Origin of the sequence: Paenarthrobacter sp. TYUT067 (genome assembly GCF_023656375.1) — a bacterium.
In the GTDB taxonomy this organism is placed as follows: domain Bacteria; phylum Actinomycetota; class Actinomycetes; order Actinomycetales; family Micrococcaceae; genus Arthrobacter.
The window spans coordinates 33,647-49,983 of record NZ_JAMOIT010000016.1 but is presented as its reverse complement, the minus strand read 5'-3'; the positions used below and the strand labels follow the sequence as shown (position 1 = coordinate 49,983).

Below are 16,337 nucleotides of genomic sequence, written 5' to 3'. Positions count from 1 at the left end.
GGCATTTTGGAAGAGCTCCGCATTGAGGCCAACGGGAACCTCGGCCCCATCGATTCATCCCGCATCCCGCGCTACGCCGGTGCCGCTACCTATGCCCGCCTGCCCCGCCTGGACCAGGTCTCCAAGGCTGACGTCACCGTTGTCGGCGTCCCCTTCGATTCCGGCGTTTCCTACCGCCCTGGCGCGCGCTTCGGTGCCAACCACGTGCGTGAAGCCAGCCGCCTGCTCCGTCCCTACAACCCGGCATGGGACGTCAGCCCGTTCGAGAACATCCAGGTTGCCGACGCCGGCGACATGGCCGTGAACCCGTTCAACATCAACGAGGCCATCGAGACCATCCAGCAGAACGCCTTGGACCTCACGGCCAACGGCAGCAAGCTGGTCACTCTCGGTGGCGACCACACCATTGCCCTGCCTCTGTTGAGGGCAGCCGCTGAGCGTGCCGGTGAGCCCATCGCGATGCTCCACTTCGATGCGCACCTGGACACCTGGGATACCTACTTTGGCGCCGAGTACACGCACGGCACCCCGTTCCGTCGGGCCGTGGAAGAGGGCATCCTTGACACCGAGGCCATCAGCCACGTCGGTACCCGCGGTCCGCTGTATGGCAAGAAGGACCTCGACGACGACCACCGCTTCGGCTTCGGAATCGTCACCTCCGCAGACGTCTACTACCAGGGCGTCCTTGAGACCGTGGCTAAGATCCGCGACCGCATCGGCAACCGTCCGCTGTACATCTCCGTGGACATCGATGTCCTGGATCCGGCGCACGCGCCCGGCACCGGCACTCCTGAAGCCGGCGGCATCACCAGCCGCGAGCTCCTGGAAATCATCCGTGGTTTCCGGGGCATGAACCTCGTTGGTGCGGACATCGTTGAAGTTGCTCCGGCCTACGACCACGCGGAAATTACCGGTGTTGCAGGCAGCCACGTAGCCTACGAGCTCGTGACCCTCATGGCGGACAACGCAGTGGAAGGTGACCGCCAAGGTGCCCCCAACGGCTACGCGCAGCAGGCCCTCGGCGCCCGCATCGCGGAACTCGCGCAGGCAACCGGAGCAACCGGAGACCAGCGATGATCGATTTCGATCCGGGCACAGCAGCCCCCACCAAGGGAACCAACCAGCGCAACGGTGGGGACCTCGTCGTCGAGACCCTTGAAGCGCTGGGCGCGAAGACTGTCTTCGGTATCCCGGGCCAGCACGCCCTGGGTCTCTTCGACGCCATGGGTCGCGGCAACTTGCACTTCGTTTCCTCCCGTGTGGAGAACAACTCGGCGTTCGCGGCGGACGGGTATTCACGTGCCACCGGCGAGGTGGGTGTGCTGTTCCTGTCCACCGGGCCCGGTGCGCTGACGTCCCTGGCCGGTTTGCAGGAGGCCTATGCCACAGGTGTTCCCATGGTGGTTGTGGCCAGCCAGATTCCGCTCGATGGCCTGGGTGCCCGCCGCAAGGGCATGTTGCACCAGCTTGATGACCAGAAGGCCTCGGCCGCGAACGTCACCAAGAGCCAGCGACTGATCCAGCACGCCTCGGGCATCCCCTCGGCCATCCAGGACGCGTGGACCGAAGCGATTTCCTCACCGCAGGGCCCTGTGTGGATCGAAATCCCGCAAAACGTCCTGCTGGACCCGATCATGGTTCCCCCGGTGGAGGACGCCCTCGCCGAAGCATTCGACAACCCGCCGCGCGTCGAGCTGATCCGCGAGGCCGTGAAGTGGCTTTCGACGGCGGAACGTCCGGCCATCATCGCCGGCGGCGGTACCCGTCGTGGCCGGGCCGAGAAGTCGTTGCTCTCGATCGCCGAGCAATTACGGGCTCCGGTCATTTGCACCCCGGGCGGCAACGGCGCGTTCCCGTGGACCCACGAGCTGTCCTTACAGTCGTGGATCGAGGACCGGTATATGACCGACGTCCTGGAAGACGCCGATGTGCTGATCGTGATCGGCTCCTCCCTGGGTGAAGTGACCTCGAACTACTTCACGTTCGAACCACGCGGCCGGATCATCCAGATCGACGCCGAACCCCGCGTCCTGGAATCCAACCGGCCCGGTTTGGGCATCCGTGCCGACGCCGGCCAGGCCCTAGCGGCCCTGGACGAAGCCCTCGCAGCTGCCGGTGCCGCGGACTCCGTGAAGCGTGACTGGCACGGCACCAGCCCGGAGGACGTGGTCAAGGAATCCCTGGCCAAGGTCAAGGCCCGCCTGGAATCACAGGACCTGGCCAAGGAACTGAAGTTCATGGCCGACATCCGCGAGGCTGTTCCGGCTGACATGCAGACGTTCTGGGACATGACCATCTCTGCGTACTGGGGCTGGAGCTGCTGGGACGCCCGGCAGGGCCAGTTCCACTCCGCCCAAGGCGCCGGCGGCTTGGGCTACGGTTTCCCTGCGGCAATCGGCGGTGCCGTGGGACTGGAGACCATCGGCAAGCCGAGCAGGGTGCTGGCCGTTTCCGGTGACGGATCCTCCATGTACTCCATCTCCGAGCTCGCCACCGCCAAGCAGCACAACGTCCCGGTCACCTGGCTGATTGTGGACGACGGCGGCTACGGCATCCTGCGCGAGTACATGGTGGGCGCCTTTGGCCAAGCCACCGCCACCGAGCTCGCCCGCCCGGACTTCGTGAAGCTTGCCGAGTCCTTCGGCGTCCCGGCGCGCCGGGTTTCCCCGGAGGAAGTGGGGGACGCGCTCAAGGCGTCCTTCGCAGCGGACGGACCCAACGTCGTCGTGGTTGAGACCCTGCTGAAGATGTTCGGCCCCACGCATTTGGATGACTAAGTAGACCGTAGTAAACGCAGAAAGCCCCCGCACGGAACCTCGTGCGGGGGTTTTCTGCGTTGCGAGGCCCACTCTGCACCCAATTCCCGCGAAATAAGGTGCAGAGCGGGCCCCGCAACTGAACCGAAACGCATCTTTAGTTTCCCAAAGCAATCAATCTGAGTTATAGTTGCTTTAGGCAAGCAAAAGAGGGGTGTTTTCCATGTCCGTCGGTTCCGCCACAGCAACCGATCTTGTGCATCAAATCTTCGACCTCCAGCGCACACTGCGCTGTGTGGTGACCGCCCACATGGCGCGTGTTCCCGACGTCGGAATGGCTGTTCAAGGGGTGATGCGATTCATTGGCGAGGGGGAGACCCGCGCTACGCATCTGGCCACGCGGCTCGGTGTCAGCGCACCGGTCCTGAGCCGGCACGTCACCGAACTCGAGGAACTGGGCTTCGTGGTCAGGCGGCCCGATCCCGCGGACGGCAGGGCCCAACTGCTTGCCCTGACGGAGGAAGGCTCCGCGAAACTGCGCGAATTCGAAGAACAACGCAGCGTGAGACTGCGCGATTACCTGGCGGATTGGAGCGAGGCTGACGCCCTCGAGGCCTCCCAGGTCATCAACAAACTCACCGAGTCACTCAAGGACTCAATCCGGGCAACGACGGCCGGCTCCATCACAACCAACCAGACAGCTTAGGAGCCACCATGGCCACACCAGCAGTTCAGAACACCAAGGCGGTGGACGCCTCAGTCAGCCCCGCGGCCAGCAAAGCCGCAGCGCCCATGACGCACCGGCAGATCATGGAAGCCCTCACCGGCCTCCTCGCCGCCTTCTTCACCGCAATCCTCAGCAGCACTATTGTTGCCAACGCATTGCCCACCATCATGTCCGAGCTCAAGGGCACCCAAACCGACTTCGCCTGGGTCATCACGGCAGCGTTGCTGGCCAACGCTGCAACCACACCCATCTGGGGCAAGCTCGCCGACCTTTTCGACAAAAAGCTCCTGGTCCAGCTGAGCATCATCATCTTTGTGGCCGGCTCAGTCATGGCTGGACTCTCCGAAACCATTCCGCTGCTGCTCACCGCCCGCGTCATCCAAGGCGTGGCCATGGGTGGCCTCACAGCCTTGGCCCAGGCAATCATCGGCTCCATGATTCCGCCGCGCGACCGCGGTAAATACTCCGGTTACATGGGTGCCGTCATGGCCGTTGGCACTGCTGGCGGACCGCTGTTGGGTGGCTTCATCGTTGACAGCCCGTTGGGCTGGCGCTGGACGTTCTTCGTCTGCGTGCCCCTGGCCGTCGTCGCGCTCATACTGCTGCAGGTGACGCTGAAAATCGAGCACATCAAGCGTCCCGCCAAGATCGACTGGCTCGGCTCCATCCTGCTGACCTCCGGCGTCAGCCTGTTGCTGATCTGGGTTTCCTTCGCCGGCAACCCCGACTACTACGACTGGTTCTCCTGGCAGTCCGCCCTCATGGTGGGTGGCGGCGTAGCTCTTCTGGCTGTGCTCGTGTTCGTGGAAACCAAGGTGGCCCAGCCCATCATCCCGCTCAAGATCATCTCCGAGCGCACCACGGCCCTGGCCATTGTTGCCTCCGTTGCGGTGGGCATCGCCATGTTCGGTTCCTCAACCTTCCTGGGTCAGTACTTCCAGGTTGCCCGCGGCGCCACACCCACCGAGGCAGGGCTGCTGACGCTGCCCATGATCGCCGGAAACCTCATCGGTTCGGTCGCTTCGGGCATCCTGATCAGCCGCTTCGGCAAGTGGAAGAGGTTCCTGATTGCAGGCTCCGTGCTCCTCATTGGCGGACTCGCATTCGCCGGAACCATGGACCACACCACTGAACTGTGGATAGTGGCGATCTACACCGGTGTGTTCGGGCTCGGCCTGGGCATGCTGATGCAGAACCTGGTCCTCGCTGTTCAGAACACCGTCCAGGCCAAGGACATCGGAACCGCCAGTGCCTCCGTGGCGTTCTTCCGCTCGGTCGGTGGCGCAATCGGCGTATCCGTTCTCGGCGCCATCATGTCCAACCACGTGAAAGAACTCGCTGTTGAGGGCATGACTGCCGCAGGGATCCCTGCCCAGGGTGGCGCGTCCGGAGCGAGCATGGACCTGGCTGACATGCCTGCCCCCATCGCGGACATCATGCGCGCTGCCTACGGTGACGCGACTGCTCAGATCTTCCTGATCTCCGCGATCATCAGCGTCGTTGCCCTCCTCGCCGTGCTGTTCATCAAGGAGCGTCCACTGCGACGCACCGTGGATGCAGCTCCTGAGAAAGAACTGGTTGCCACGGCTTCAGGGGACGCCGGAATGTCACTGGACACGGCGTCCCTGGACGCAGTGAAAGCGTCCGACGACGGCGCCCGCCGCGTGGGTGCCCATCCTGCAGTTTCGGTGGGCGGAGGTCAGCTAGGGGCGGACCGTCAGGTTCCGGTAGGGGACCGTCAAGCTCCGGTAGGGGACCGTCAGGTTCCGAACCCGGAGTCCGGAACCGATCTTGACCTCGAGTTCGCTCGGATCCTCACCCAGGAACGGCCTCACGGTACCGCTGATGTGAAGGAAGTCCAGGAGCAGTTGTCCCGTACCCAGTACGTCTTGGCGGAACAACAGCTTCAGCTGAGCCGTGCCAACGTGGAGCTGCAGGCCCGGTTGCGGGAGCAGCAGACCATTGCCGAGCAGCAAGCCCACACCGCGGAAGAACTTGCAGCGATCCGCAAAGAACTCAAGCGTGAGCGCAGGCAGCAGGAGCGCATGGCGTTGCTGCTCCTCCAAGGCGTCGAAGCACGTTCGGACCACGGCAAGCACGCAGGCTAACTCACTGGGGTCCCGGCCCTGTCCGGGAATCCAGGGCTCCTTGCGGAGTCCGGTCAGAACGGCCAACGAGGGCGGGATTGGGAGCGCCGGCTGGGAAACCAGCCGGCGCTTTCTTGTCTGCCCCGACTACCGGACTTGCGGAAGCGGGAGCACCCGCCACCCGGCAGATACTCCGCTGGGATGATCTTTCCCGAAAGATGTTTCGCCGGGGCAACGGATTTCGTAGAGTAGGGAGGCTAATACTGTCAGCCCCGGCTGCCACACTTCTCTTACCTCTTTCACGCACTCTTTCTAAGGACCCGTGGGCATGCTTGTCACCCTTATACGGCGCTACTCCAAGCCGTATTTGCCGCAGATCGTGGCCGTGCTGATTTTTCAGCTCGCATCCACCATCGCTACGCTGTACCTCCCCAGCCTCAACGCCAGAATTATTGATGAGGGAGTTTCCCGCGGAGACACCGACTTCATCTGGCAGACCGGTGCCCTCATGCTCGCTGTCGCCCTTGGACAAGTGGTCACTGCCATCATCGCTGTGTACTTCGGGTCCCGCGTTGCAATGGCCATTGGCAGGGACCTGCGCCGCAGCGTCTTCCGGCAGGTCAGTAGCTTCTCAGCCCAGGACGTCAACACTTTCGGTGCTCCCACGCTGATTACCCGCGGTACCAACGATGTCCAGCAGGTACAGATGCTGGTGCTCATGGGCCTGAACTTCATGGTCTCAACCCCCATCATGTGTGTGGGCGGCATCATCATGGCGCTCCGTGAGGACCTTAGCCTTTCCTGGTTGGTCTGGGTCTCCGTTCCTGTCCTGGTGGCCGTGGTGGGCTACCTTGTAGTCCGTCTCATGCCGCTGTTCCGTTCCATGCAGACCAAGATCGACGCCATCAATGGCGTACTGCGCGAACAGATCATCGGTATTCGCGTGGTCCGGGCCTTTGTTCGCGAGCCCCACGAGGCCAGGCGCTTCGGGGACGCCAATGATGACCTCACTGCAGTGTCGGTAAAGATCGGCAACCTGTTCGTCCTGATGTTCCCGGCCATCGGCATGATCCTGCACCTGTCCACGGCCGCCGTGCTGTGGTTTGGCGGCCAGCGGGTGGATTCCGGGGAGATGCAGGTGGGTGCGCTCACGGCCTTCCTCCAGTACCTGCTGCAGATCCTGATGGCTGTCATGATGGGCACGTTCATGGCCATGATGATTCCCCGCGCATCCGTCTGTGCAGACCGCATCGGTGAGGTACTGGACGTCGAGCCTTCCATCCACAACCCCAGCTCGCCAGTAGTGCCTGCTGAGAAGAAGGGACGCGTGGAGTTCCGGGACGTCACCTTCAAGTACCCCGGTGCCGAGGCTCCGGTGCTGAGCAACATTTCCTTCACTGCTGAGCCGGGCAAGACCCTGGCCATCATCGGCTCCACGGGCGCCGGCAAGACCACCTTGGTCTCGCTGCTGCCGCGGCTTTACGACGTCGCATCCGGTGACGTCCTGCTGGACGGTGTGCCCGTCACGAAGATGGACGCATCGGAGATCACCAGCCGCGTATCTGCGGTGCCGCAGAAGCCGTACTTGTTCTCAGGAACAATCGAGCACAACCTTCGTTTCGGCAAGCCTGACGCCACGGACGAAGAGCTGTGGGACGCGTTGGAAACGGCACAGGCCAAGGGCTTCGTGGAAGAAAAGTCATCCGGTTTGAACCGGCGCATCGCCCAAGGCGGTACCAATGTCTCCGGTGGCCAGCGCCAGAGGCTATCCATTGCCAGGGCGTTGGTTACCAAACCGAATGTGTACCTGTTTGATGATTCGTTCTCCGCGCTCGATGTTGCTACCGACGCCCGTCTGCGCAAAGCCTTGAAGGCCAAGACCCGGGATTCCACAGTCATCATCGTGGCCCAGCGCGTCTCTACCATCGCGGACGCGGACGAGATCCTTGTGCTGGATAACGGAAGGATTGTTGACCGCGGAACGCACGACGAACTGCTGGAGACCTCACCCACCTACCAGGAAATCGTTGAATCCCAGCTGAGCGTGGAGGAAGTGGCATGACCGAGCAGGACCAGCAGAAGAGGCGTGGCTGGGCTGCCAAGGCTCAAGCCGCCAAAGATGCCAAGGCAACAGCCGAAGCTGAGGTAGCCACCGAAGTGCTCGATGACGACGACTTTGTTGAAGAAGAATACGTCCCCTCCGAAGCTGATGGCGGTATGTTCGGCGACGTCCCGGCAAAGAAGGCCAAAGAGTTCTGGCCGTCCGCCAAGCGACTCATGGGCCTGCTGAAGCCCGAGGCCGTTGGCGTGTACATCGTGATCGGGCTCGTCATTGTCTCGGTGGTCCTCAATGTGATTGCTCCGAAGGTCCTGGGTAGTGCCATGGACGTTATCTTCGGTGGTGTTGTGGGCCGGCAGATCCCGGAGGGGGTCTCGCAGGAGCAGTTCGTTGAGCTCATGCGCCAGCAAGGTCAAGGCAACTTCGCGGACATGGTCTCCAAGATGGAGCTCACCAACGGGATTGACTTCCCCAAGCTGACGTTCCTGATTTCGATCGTGCTCCTGATGTACTTTGTGGCCAACATCTTCCTGTGGGCCCAGGGTTGGTTGCTCAACAGGATCGTCATGCGGGTCATTAAGAAGCTGCGCAACGACGTTCAGGCAAAGCTCAACCGGCTCCCGCTGAACTACTTCGACACCCGCCAGCGCGGCGACATCCTGTCCCGCGTGACCAACGACGTCGACAACGTCCAGCAGGGCCTCCAGCAGGCGTTCTCCCAACTGGTCAGCTCAGTGCTCACAGTCCTGGGCATCACGGTGATGATGTTCATCGTCTCCTGGGAATTGGCGCTCATTGCCCTGATCGCCCTGCCGTTGTCCGGCATTGTGGCGGGCGTCATTGGTGCGCGCAGCCAGAAGCTCTTCGCAGCACAGTGGAAGAACACCGGCGCACTGAACGGCCAGATCGAGGAGTCCTTCTCCGGACACGACCTCGTGAAGGTCTTCGGTCGCGATGCCGACATGCTGAAGCGTTTCGACGAGAAGAACGAGGAACTCTACAAGGCCTCCTTTGGTGCGCAGTTCGTGTCCGGCGTGATCTTCCCGGCCATGAACTTCGTGTCCTACCTGTCCTACGTCGGCATTGCCGTGGTGGGTGGCTTGCGCGTTGCCTCGGGCTCCATGAGCCTGGGCGATGCCACCGCCTTCATTCAGTACTCACGTGAATTCACCCAGCCGCTGGGCCAGATTGCCGGCATGGCCAACATGCTGCAGTCCGGTGTTGCCTCGGCAGAGCGCGTCTTCGAGTTCCTTGATGCCGAGGAAGAAGTTGAAGAGACCGGGACCCGCAATCTGCCCGCCAAGACCGACGGCCATGTTGAGTTCGAGCACGTCTCGTTCAGCTATGTAGAAGACAAACCGCTCATTGAGGACCTGTCCTTTGCTGCCGAACCTGGCCATACCGTGGCGATTGTGGGCCCCACCGGGGCCGGGAAGACCACGCTGGTGAACCTGGTGATGCGTTTCTACGAGCTCAACGCAGGCCGGATCACCTTGGATGGCGTGGACATCAAGGACCTTAGCCGCGCAGAACTGCGGTCCAAGGTGGGCATGGTGTTGCAGGATGCCTGGCTGTTTGGCGGGACCATCTACGACAACATCAAGTACGGCAAGCTGGACGCCACCGAGGACCAGATCATGGAAGCGGCCAAGGCAACCTACGTGGACCGCTTTGTGCGTGCCCTCCCGGACGGTTACCAGACGATCATCGACGAAGAAGGCAACAACGTCAGCGCCGGTGAAAAGCAGCTCATCACCATCGCCCGTGCCTTCGTTTCAGATCCGTCGCTGCTGATCCTGGACGAAGCTACAAGCTCCGTGGACACCCGTACGGAGCTGTTGCTGCAAAAGGCCATGGCTGCCCTTCGGACGGACCGGACGAGCTTCGTGATCGCCCACCGCCTGTCCACTATCCGCGACGCCGACACCATTTTGGTGATGGAGAACGGCAAGATCGTGGAGCAGGGCAACCATGCCCACCTGCTCACACTGCAGGGGGCCTACTACCGGTTGTACATGTCCCAGTTCGCTGGTGAGGAAGAGACCGCTGTGGACGACTCGACGGCGGTGCACAGCTGAGCACGGAAACACTGAAGGAGTCCATGGCACCCCGCCGCATAGAGGTCCTCGTACCCATGCGCTGGGGTGACATGGACGCCTACGGCCACATCAACAACGTCCAGATTGTGCGGATGCTGGAGGAAGCCCGTATCGCAGCCTTCGGGCCCCCTCGCGGAGCGGGCCTTCCGGGCGTAGAGCCCCCGGCGGCCCTGTTCAATGACGTCGAGGAAGGCACCATGACCCTGGTTGTGGAGCACAAAGTCCGGTACGTCCGGACTTTGGATTACCGCAACATCCCGGCTGTGGTGGAGATCTGGGTGGGGGCCATCAAAGGCGCCAGCTTCGATCTCCATTACGTCATCAAAGATCCCGTCACGCGGGAAGACTGCGTGAAAGCAACTACTCACCTGGCTTTCGTCGCCGAGGCCACAGGACGGGTCCTAAGGCTCACGCCGGAGCAAAAGGAAAAGCTGCAGAAGTACCAGGCCTGACGAGTTTTTGTACAGCTGATGCCCTCAAATGGCCGTCTTAGGGGCATGAGCTGTACAAAGACTCCACGTAGAGTTTCACCATGAAACTTGAAATTGCCGTGGTGAGTGCCGCGGGTGCAGGCACGGCAGCCGCCGAGGGAGCCGACCGCATCGAACTGTGCAGCAGCCTGGAACTTGGTGGCGTCACGCCAAGCCAAGGACTCATGGAAGCCAGCATGGAGCACGTTGACGGCCGTCTGGCGATCCATCCACTGATCCGCTCCAGGCCCGGCGACTTCCGGTACTCTGCGTCCGACGTAGACACCATGGTCCACGAGATCCGCCATCTGCTGGCTCAGGGGGCCCACGGGGTGGTGGTCGGGGCGCTCACCGCGTCCGGAGACGTAGACGTTCACGCGATCCAGCGCCTCGTGGATTCCGCCAAGGAAGCCAACCCGGAAGCAGAGTTGACCTTTCACAGGGCCATAGACCAGTCACGAGACCCCGTGGCCGCTCTTGAACAGCTGATGGAACTTGGCTTCACGCGGATCCTGACCTCGGGCCACGAAGCCACCGCGGGGGCCGGGCTGTCCACGTTGACCACCATGGCAGAACGTGCCGGGAGTGCACTGCAGATCATGGCCGGGGGAGGACTAACCCTTGACGACATCCCTGCGATGCACAGGGCAGGCCTTGCTGCGGTCCACCTTTCGGCCAAGAAGACGGTCTCCACTCTCGCCGATGGGGCGGTCTCCCTCGGTGCGCAGGACGGCAGCGATCCCACGGCTTACACAGTTACCAACCGCGACGTCGTCCGGGCGGCGAGGGCGAAAGTCAACGCACTGAACCTGGCCGCCTCCAAGTAGCACCTGGCCGCCTCCAAGTAGCACCGTCATAATGCCCTGGCAGCGTCATGGCCAGTATTCGGGGGCGGGAATTGCAGTGATCGCGCATCGCAATAACCCTTTACGACTCCACGGAACGCCGGGATGATGTAAGGATTCACCAAACAGGTGAAAAACCCCGGAAGCTACCTTCAGGAGTCTCAGCGATGCCGCTGCCCGCGCCGGTTTCACCGGCCCTCATCACCCCGCCAAATCCCAGCAGAATCGGTTCAGTGACAGCCCACCCGGAGGTGGATTGTGGCATCGGCGCGTGGGACAAACTGCTCTACGGCAATCACCGATTCGTTGTGGAAGTCCTGGATGTGGCTGAAGCGGGGCTCAGCGGAAGGGGCGGCGGGGTTGGTGCGGCCCACAGGGCTGTCATCCCGTGGCGGCGGCAGGACAAGGACCCCGCAACGGTGGATGTCATGGTCGTCTCGGAGAAGACCGGCATCAGGGTCCGGAACGTGATGGTGGAAGAGGCCACCCGCGAGTCCGGAACGGTTGTCTTCGAAGCCACAGAGGGCCCTGGCATCTACTTCGTCTTCTACCTGCCGTACGCCATGCTGGGGAAAGCCCACTATCCCCAGGCGCAGTACCTCCCGCGTCGTCCTGCCGCAGATCCGGCCTGGGCCGCCGCCGTCGGACGTTCCGCCTGGGCAAGCGGGGCGCAAGCTGCGCTGCCCACCGCCAAAGTCCTCCGATATGAGGCGGCAAGCGAACGGGACTCGTTCGCACCCATGAACTTCACCGCCCGCGCAGACGAACTGGAGCGGTTCCGGGCACTCCACGCGGGAGAAGCCCTTCTGGTGGTTCCCGAGGACCGCCTGAATCCCATCTCCATGCGGCATGACCTACCGGCGCACTGGGTGATCAACGGGCCCTCGGAAGCTTTCCACGGCACTGCACAGGCTGGCGAGGACTATGTGGTTCAGTTGGGGCTGTATGCGCAGAAGGATCTCAACGGCGTGACAGTGCGGGTCACCCCATCAGCCGGGCCCTCATCAGCCGGGGAAGAGCCAACGGGAGGAGAAGGTACCCGCGGGCGCTGCATCAACACCGATGGCGTGGACAGGCTGGGCAAGCCATGGCACAGAGCCCTCAACGTTGCTGCCGGCACCGTACGGGCTTTGCTGGTGGTCCTTCCCATCCCTGAGGAAGCTGCGGGAACCACGCACTCCGCGATGGTGACTATCCATGCAGCGGGGGAGCCACCACGGGAGGTCGTGGTCAGGCTTGATGTGGCCGCGGAAACAGATCCGGCACTCCTTGCGGGCGGTTTCGGAGATGCACGTTCCCTTCGGCGCCTGGCCTGGCTGGATTCGCGAGTGGCTCAGGACGCGGAGCTCGTTAGGCCATATACGGCCATCACTTTGGACGAAACGTGCAGGACGTTGGGGATTCTGGGCAGGTCCTTGCAGCTGACGGAGTCCGGACTTCCGGCGCAGGTGACGTCAACGTTTACCACCGCGGTGACCGCGACGGATGGTCCCGTCGTCGAGCTTTTCAGTGCTCCCATGCGGCTGGAGGTTGAGGGAATTGATTGGACGCACGGTCAGCTCGTTTTCACTGAGGACGGCCCGGCGCGGATGTCGTGGCGCTGCACCTGGACAGGTCGCAAGGACGGCAAGACGGCACTGACGCTGGAGCTGAACGGCGTTCTCGACGCCGATGGGGCAGTTTCGTACTCGCTGCGGCTCAGCCCGGTGGGGACCTTGGAGGTGAACGACGTCGGCCTGCAGCTGGCGCTCCATGAGGCTTCGGTTCCGCTGGCCATGGGGTTGGGCATCCCGGGTGGAAGACGGCCGGACACCATCGACTGGACTTGGGACGTGGCGGCGAAGAACCAGGACGCGTTGTGGCTGGGGAGTGTGAATGTAGGCGTCCAGCTTTCCTTACGTGATGGCAGCTATGAACGGCCGCTCAACACCAACTTCTACCGGGAGAAACCGTTGGTGGAACCGGGATCGTGGGCCAACCGGCAGCAGGCCGGCGGTGAAAGCGGAGTCCGGGGCGGTGTCGCGTTGCGGACATCGGGGGACACAGCCACGCTGCGTGCCTTCAGTGGTGCCCGGACCCTGACGGCGGATGAGCCATTGGACTTCGATTTCCGCATGCTGCTGACACCGTTCAAGCCGATCGATCCCGGTAAACACCTTGGAAAACGGTACTTCCACGCTCCTGAAAACCCTGCGGACATCAAGGCCGCTGGTGCCACCGTGGTCAACGTCCATCACGCCACGGCGCCGGCGCCCTATATCAATGATCCCTTGCTGACCCAGGACTCGCTGCGGAAGTACGTGGCCCAGTGCCATCAGCACGGGCTCAAAGCCAAGGTTTACAACACGGTCCGCGAGCTCACGTTCCATAGCCCGGAGCTGCTGCCGTTGCTGCACCTGGACCACGAAGTCTTCAGCGACGGACCAGGGGCAGGCCACATCTGGCTGCAGGAACATGCCGGCAGCGGCTACGTTTCAGCGTGGTTTGCACCCAATGTGGAGGACATCGCCGTGGTGACAACCGGCGAATCACGGTGGGAGAACTTCTACGTGCGGAGCCTTCAGGAACTGGCCGGCGGGGAGGATGGGATTGACGGCATCTACCTGGATGACATCGCCTATGACCGCCACGCCATGCAGCGGGTCCGCAAGGTCCTGGAGCGGGCCTGCATAACCCGTGGTGTAGACGGCCCTGAGATTGACCTCCATTCAGCAAACCAGTTCACTGCGCACGACGGTTACGCATCCTCCGCCAATCTGTACATGGAGCACTTGCCGTATGTGGACAGGCTATGGCTGGGGGAGTACTTCGACTACAACACCACCGATCCCGACTATTGGCTGGTGGAGCTCTCCGGCATTCCCTTCGGCCTCATGGGCGAGATGCTGGAAGGCGGTGGCAACCCATGGCGTGGCATGGTGTTCGGGATGACAGGCCGGGCACCTGCCGTGGACAACCGCCCGCTCTGGGAGTTCTGGGCCCAAACCGGGTTGGAGCACGGGAAAATGCAAGGGTTTTGGGACCCGCAGGCCCCCGTAAAGACAAGTCACCCGGACGTTCTGGCCACCACGTGGCTCACGGAGCACAGAGTGGTTGTAGCGCTGGCCTCCTGGGCCGCGGACACTGAACAAGTGACGCTGATTTTCGACGACGCTGCTGCCGCCACCAGAACCATCAAGGCCCCCACCATCGCCGGCTTCCAATCTGCCGCGAGCTACGCGCCCGGCCAAGCCATAACCATCGAGCCGCAGCGCGGTCTCCTTCTCACGATCGGATACTGACGTGGCAGACACAGCAACCTCCACCCTTACAGTCACCACCGTTTCCCTGACCATGGCCGAGCTCGGCCCGCTCAACCCCTTGCCCGTGGTGGCGGCTGAGCTGGACCAGCCCTACACCGTGGGAGAGGGGGTGCCGGAGGAACTCCAGGCCTCGGCCCGGTTCGGTGTGGTGCCCAACATTTACCCGTACCTCATGCAGGACGGCTACAGCCGGGACGCGGCACCCAAGGAAGTGCCCGCCGTCGTGCTTGAAAACAGCAAACTCAAGGTGACGGTCCTCCCGTCGCTGGGTGGCCGCATCTGGGAACTGTTCGACAAAAAGACGGGCAAGCAGCTCCTCCACACCCACGATGCCCCGCAACTGGCCAATGTTGCATTGCGCAAGGCCTGGTTCGCCGGTGGGCTGGAATGGAACATCGGCACCCGAGGTCATTCGCCCACCAGCTGCGATCCTTTGCACACCGCGATTGTCCGCACCCCGGACGGCAAGCACATCCTGCGGATGTGGGAATACGAGAGGCTGCGGGAAGTGGTTTTCCAGGTGGACATCTGGCTGCCCGGCGACTCGCCTGTGGTGTTCGCGGCGGTGCGGATCCGCAACCCAAACGACCACGAGGTCCCCATGTACTGGTGGAGCAACGCCGCCATCCCCGAGACGGAGCGGACCCGCGTGATCGCCCCGGCGGATGAGGCTTTCGGCAGCGACTACACCACGGACATCACCCGCGTCCGGCCCACCGCCCACGAGGGATATGACGGCACATGGCCGGTCAACAGCCCCCACGCGGCGGATTTCTTCTTCGACATCGACCCTTCCGAACGGCGTTGGGTTGTTGCAGCCGACGACGACGGCGACGGGCTGGCGATGCTCTCCACGGGACTCCTCCGCGGCAAGAAGCTCTTCGTATGGGGCCAGGGGCAGGGCGGCAAGCGGTGGCAGGAATGGCTGAGCCCCGGAGCTGGACCGTATGCCGAAATCCAGGCGGGTTTGGCGCAGACGCAGTTTGAACACCTTGTCATGCCAGCCGACGCGGAGTGGGCATGGGTAGAGGCCTACGGTAACGGTCATCTCGATCCGGAAACCTCGCACGGTGCCGACTGGGACGCTGCGGTGGCCAACGCCAGCCAGCGATTGGAGCAACTCCTGCCCCATGACGAACTCGAGGCCATGCTCCCCGCAGCCCTCAGCGATGCCGACATCCCGCCGTCCACCATGCTGCTGCGCGGCAGTGGTTGGGGCGTTCTTGAACGCGCCCGGCGCCGGAAATCCGGGAAGGGCTGGGTGGATGAGAGCGGTACACCTTTCGGGGTGGAGAGCGTCACGGCCGAGCAGGAACCGTGGCTCGGTCTGTTGGAGGGAAAAACGTTCGACGGCGGGCCCGGTTTCGTCGCCGGGGCGGACTGGGAAGAGTTGCTTGGTGGGCAGGCCAGCCCCGAATCGAGGTTTCACCTGGCCACCATGAAGCACGCCCGTCAGGACCTGGACGGTGCGAAGGCGGGGTACCGCGGGGTGCTTTCCGACGGAGGGGCCGCTCCCGGCATCAGGGCGCTCGCGCACCGCGGCTTGGGCTTGGCCCTGCTCGCCGCAGGTCAGGAGGCTGATGGACTTACAGAGCTCCGGAGGGGCGTTGACGCTGACCCCTCCACCACAGCCTTGCTGACGGAAGCCGTCACGCTCAGCATCCGGCACGGGGACCCCGCCATGGCACTGGGACTGGTGGAGTCGGCACCCAAGGAGGGCGCCGGCGTCGGACGTTTGAGGTTCCTCAAGGCGCTGGCGCTCGCGCGAACCGGGAAAGCCACCGAAGCAGCCGCGATCCTGCGTGAGGGCGTCGAGATTCCGGACCTCCGCGAGGGCGAGGACGCCATAGCGGACTTGTGGGAAGAAGTGTGCTCGGACGAGCCCGTCCCTGCGGCCTATCAGTTCGGGATGCACTGACGGGCGCGCGGTGTGGCCTCCCGCACATCGGGAGTAATCTCTGAAAGCGTGTTCTGGAACATGCAGACGCAACG

General features: G+C 63.1%; 10 protein-coding genes. All 10 read left to right on the top strand.

Annotation, left to right across the window (positions count from 1 at the left end):
- Positions 1-6 precede the first annotated feature (6 nt).
- Positions 7-1,077 carry an agmatinase gene (gene speB / locus MOD31_RS15030; RefSeq protein ID WP_142940051.1) on the top strand — a complete coding sequence of 357 codons (1,071 nt, stop codon included), beginning with the start codon at positions 7-9 and terminating at the stop codon, positions 1,075-1,077.
- The gene (locus tag MOD31_RS15025) at positions 1,074-2,777 is read left to right on the top strand and encodes a thiamine pyrophosphate-binding protein (RefSeq protein ID WP_250821014.1); all 1,704 of its coding nucleotides are present in this window, start codon (positions 1,074-1,076) and stop codon (positions 2,775-2,777) included. Before speB ends, MOD31_RS15025 begins: the two co-directional genes overlap by 4 nt.
- A gap of 202 nt (positions 2,778-2,979) precedes the next feature.
- Positions 2,980-3,462 carry a MarR family winged helix-turn-helix transcriptional regulator gene (locus MOD31_RS15020; RefSeq protein ID WP_250821013.1) on the top strand — a complete coding sequence of 161 codons (483 nt, stop codon included), beginning with the start codon at positions 2,980-2,982 and terminating at the stop codon, positions 3,460-3,462.
- An 8-nt stretch (positions 3,463-3,470) separates the two neighbouring features.
- Positions 3,471-5,591 (top strand): MFS transporter, encoded by a 2,121-nt coding sequence (locus MOD31_RS15015; RefSeq protein WP_250821012.1) that lies wholly within the window; start codon positions 3,471-3,473, stop codon positions 5,589-5,591.
- A 307-nt stretch (positions 5,592-5,898) separates the two neighbouring features.
- Positions 5,899-7,632 (top strand): ABC transporter ATP-binding protein, encoded by a 1,734-nt coding sequence (locus tag MOD31_RS15010; RefSeq protein ID WP_250821011.1) that lies wholly within the window; start codon positions 5,899-5,901, stop codon positions 7,630-7,632.
- The gene (locus MOD31_RS15005) at positions 7,629-9,707 is read left to right on the top strand and encodes an ABC transporter ATP-binding protein (protein ID WP_284705441.1); all 2,079 of its coding nucleotides are present in this window, start codon (positions 7,629-7,631) and stop codon (positions 9,705-9,707) included. The genes MOD31_RS15010 and MOD31_RS15005 overlap by 4 nt, the downstream gene beginning before the upstream one ends.
- Before the next feature lie 56 nt (positions 9,708-9,763).
- Positions 9,764-10,180 carry a thioesterase family protein gene (locus MOD31_RS15000; RefSeq protein ID WP_250821048.1) on the top strand — a complete coding sequence of 139 codons (417 nt, stop codon included), beginning with the start codon at positions 9,764-9,766 and terminating at the stop codon, positions 10,178-10,180.
- 80 nt (positions 10,181-10,260) lie between these two features.
- The gene (locus MOD31_RS14995) at positions 10,261-11,025 is read left to right on the top strand and encodes a copper homeostasis protein CutC (protein WP_142940045.1); all 765 of its coding nucleotides are present in this window, start codon (positions 10,261-10,263) and stop codon (positions 11,023-11,025) included.
- Between the two features lie 185 nt (positions 11,026-11,210).
- Positions 11,211-14,324: a glycoside hydrolase domain-containing protein gene (locus MOD31_RS14990; protein ID WP_250821010.1), complete on the top strand. Its 3,114-nt coding sequence runs from the start codon at positions 11,211-11,213 to the stop codon at positions 14,322-14,324.
- 1 nt (position 14,325) lies between these two features.
- The gene (locus tag MOD31_RS14985; protein WP_250821009.1) at positions 14,326-16,263 is read left to right on the top strand and encodes a DUF5107 domain-containing protein; all 1,938 of its coding nucleotides are present in this window, start codon (positions 14,326-14,328) and stop codon (positions 16,261-16,263) included.
- The last annotated feature ends 74 nt before the right edge of the window (positions 16,264-16,337 follow it).

Coding starts and splice junctions, on each gene's coding strand:
- MOD31_RS14995 (WP_142940045.1), top strand. CDS start 10,261: ATGAAACTTGAAATTGCCGTGGTGAGTGCCGCGGGTGCAGGCACGGCA.
- MOD31_RS14990 (WP_250821010.1), top strand. CDS start 11,211: ATGCCGCTGCCCGCGCCGGTTTCACCGGCCCTCATCACCCCGCCAAAT.
- MOD31_RS15010 (WP_250821011.1), top strand. CDS start 5,899: ATGCTTGTCACCCTTATACGGCGCTACTCCAAGCCGTATTTGCCGCAG.
- MOD31_RS15005 (WP_284705441.1), top strand. CDS start 7,629: ATGACCGAGCAGGACCAGCAGAAGAGGCGTGGCTGGGCTGCCAAGGCT.
- MOD31_RS15025 (WP_250821014.1), top strand. CDS start 1,074: ATGATCGATTTCGATCCGGGCACAGCAGCCCCCACCAAGGGAACCAAC.
- MOD31_RS15000 (WP_250821048.1), top strand. CDS start 9,764: ATGCGCTGGGGTGACATGGACGCCTACGGCCACATCAACAACGTCCAG.
- MOD31_RS15020 (WP_250821013.1), top strand. CDS start 2,980: ATGTCCGTCGGTTCCGCCACAGCAACCGATCTTGTGCATCAAATCTTC.
- MOD31_RS15015 (WP_250821012.1), top strand. CDS start 3,471: ATGGCCACACCAGCAGTTCAGAACACCAAGGCGGTGGACGCCTCAGTC.